The 2,699-nt window shown below is 69.4% G+C and carries 2 protein-coding genes; both read right to left on the reverse strand.

Going from position 1 to position 2,699, the window contains the following annotated elements:
* The coding region (locus AC08OX_RS16860) for an ABC transporter transmembrane domain-containing protein (RefSeq protein ID WP_476608693.1) at nucleotides 1–1,474 on the reverse strand (1,474 nt) is incomplete at its 3' end.
* Nucleotides 1,475–1,658: 184 nt separating this feature from the next.
* Nucleotides 1,659–2,333 carry a DUF308 domain-containing protein gene (locus AC08OX_RS16865; RefSeq protein ID WP_476608694.1) on the reverse strand — a complete coding sequence of 225 codons (675 nt, stop codon included), beginning with the start codon at nucleotides 2,331–2,333 and terminating at the stop codon, nucleotides 1,659–1,661.
* Between the last annotated feature and the right edge of the window lie 366 nt (nucleotides 2,334–2,699).

Raw genomic sequence — 2,699 nt, forward strand, 5'->3', positions numbered from 1 at the left:
CAAGCTGAGGGACGACGCCGATCATCGTGTGCAGACGATCCGGCGGGATGTCGTCGAGGGGAACCCCGCCGAGACGGATGCCGCCGCGCCGCGGCCGGTGCATGCCGCTGGCCAGATAGGCGATGGTCGTCTTGCCGGCCCCGCTGGCCCCGACGATTGCCGTCGTCGTCCCCGCGGTGACTTTCAGGGTCACCCCGCGCAGGTTCCACGTCGGGTCGTCGTCCGGCCAGTCGCCGTCCGGCCGGTCCTCGGCCGTGGCGAGATCGTAAGAGAACCATACGTCGTCGAACGTCAGATCGAGTCCCCGGCCGGCATCGACTCCCCGGCGAGCGGCTGCCGGCACCGGTTCCGTCCCGGACCGCGGTGCGCGGGGGACGGTCAGCGCGGGGGCCCGGGCCCCTTCGAACCTCAGGCGTACCTCGTCCTGCGGGACGTCAAGCAGGGAGAAGATCCGCCGGAAGGACGCGCCCGCACCCGCGAGCTCCGCACGCAGGTTGACAGCGGACGACAGTGGTCCGAAAGCCACCAGCAACGCGCCGCCCAGGGCGGCGACCGTCCCGAGCGTGATGCGGCCGCTGGAGACCAGCCAGGCCCCCAGCGCCAGCACCGCCGTCATCGTCGCGATAATCCCGAGGTTGACCAGGAACCGGACCCGCGACATCAGCCGGGCCTGATCCTCGGCGGCGGCGAGCAGCTCGGCGCCCGCCGCGTCGAACCGGGTCTGCTCGTAGTCGACCCGGTCGAACAGCCGCACGTGCAGCGCCCCGGAGACCGACGAGGTGTCGGCGACCTGGGCCATGAGCAGACCGTCGAGCTCCCGCTGACGGATGGACAGCGCGGCGAGCCGCCGCCGGCCCGAGCGGACGATCAGCAGCGTGGCCGGCGCGAAGACCATCACCGCCAGGCTCAGACGCCAGTCCAGCACGAAGACGACGATCGAGCCGACGACGATGTCCGCGATCCGGCAGACCACCGCCTGCACGGTGGCGGAAATCGCGTTCTGGGTGTTCAGGACGTCGGTGGACATCACCGTCATCACCTCCCCCTGCTGGCTGCGGGGAAAGAAAGCGAAGGGCAGGCGCTGCAGGTGAGCGTTCACCGTCTGACGGATCCGCACGGAGACAACGCCGCCGAGCCGAGCGATGAGCGCCATGCGCGCCGAAAGCACGCTCGACTCGAACACCAGCACCGCGCACAGCAGCAGGACGGGGACGACGAGGTCACGCACCTGGCCGGTGGGCAACGACGTGTCGATGAGATGGCGCAGGACGAACGGCCCGACGGCGACGGCGGCCGAACCGAGAACGGACAGCCCGACGAGGACCGCGACGACCCGGACCTGGTCGGCGAAGAACCGGACGCTGCGCCGCGCCTCGGGCGCGCCGGTCAACCGCGCGAGCGCACGCGCATGCAAGCGGATCACCCACGACGGGAAGGCCGTCTCCGACGGGACGGGCAGCGGCTCACGGATCACGCCGCCGAGGCTATGCCGACGCGCGCCGAGGCGGCGAAGAGCCTCCCGCGGAGCACAACCCTGACGCCCCACCGCCCTGACGCGAGTCGGGGCGGTGGGGCGTCAGGGACAGACCGACCGCGGTGGCGGAAGCCGATGGGCCGGGAAGAAACCGGGAGCCGGGATCCGGGGACCACCCGGGATGTCAACGGTTCCCGGACACGGGTCGTTGGAGGCGCCCCTCCTCCAGCCGCCTGCCTTCCACCGCGCCGGCGCCGAAGCCGGGAATCGCCAGGCCCTCCAGCGAGGCGGGCGGTCGGGAAACGCCCCGCAGCCGGAACCCCATGGCAATCTTGGTCAGTCCGATCGCCAGGGCCGTGAGGCCCACCCACAGGGCCAGCAGCGGCAACGAGACCCGCTGGGAACCCACCACCCAGAACGCCGCCCCGATCTCCAAGGCACCAACGATCAGCGGCATCCACCACTGGGCCCGGGTGGGGCGGCCCTCCGCCGCGGTGGCGTACTGCCCGGCTGTGGCCTGCTGCTCGGTCCGTCGGGCGACGAACGAGTTGACGACGTCGTAGAGACCCTTGATCAAAAAGAACCAGGCCGCGATCCGGCCCACCGCCTTGACCGTGGGATCCGGCCAGGCCAGCGCCACCACCCCGCCGGCCACGAACAGCACCGCGAGCAGCGCATGGGACCAGCGCCAGTCCCGGGCCGTCGCCGCCGCCGCCAGCAACTCACTCACCGCACCGAGGAGCAGGACGATCCCGAGAAGCACGGCGATCGACCATACCATGGTCAGATCGAACTGCGGAATGGCCAGCGCGAACAGGGCAAAAACTGCTCCAACGGCGAGAAAACCAAACCAGGGCACATTTGTGGATCTTTCATGTGTACGACGATCTGAGGCAGTTATGTCGCTCACGATCCTATTCTCCCATCGTCGGTCACCGATACAAGGACCATTGCCGTCAGCTGGCGCTCGACATCACAGGTCAACAAGCTGATGCCCGCCACCCGGCGAACCACGCTTATCCGCTGGACATCATTCCGAACCGGCGACGACGCCATATCGCCCGCGGCGTTACTCAACTCCTCCCAGCAGGTGGGTGCCGCCCTGGGGCGGGGGGCCACTGCCACTGCCACTGCCACACAACAAGATCATCCATGGGCGACTGCGGCACCGAACGTCACGGATTGATGGCGTAGGCGCAGTGAGAGGTATGACTTAGTGGTTGAG

This window comes from Frankia sp. CoBUL1 (genome assembly GCF_978021245.1).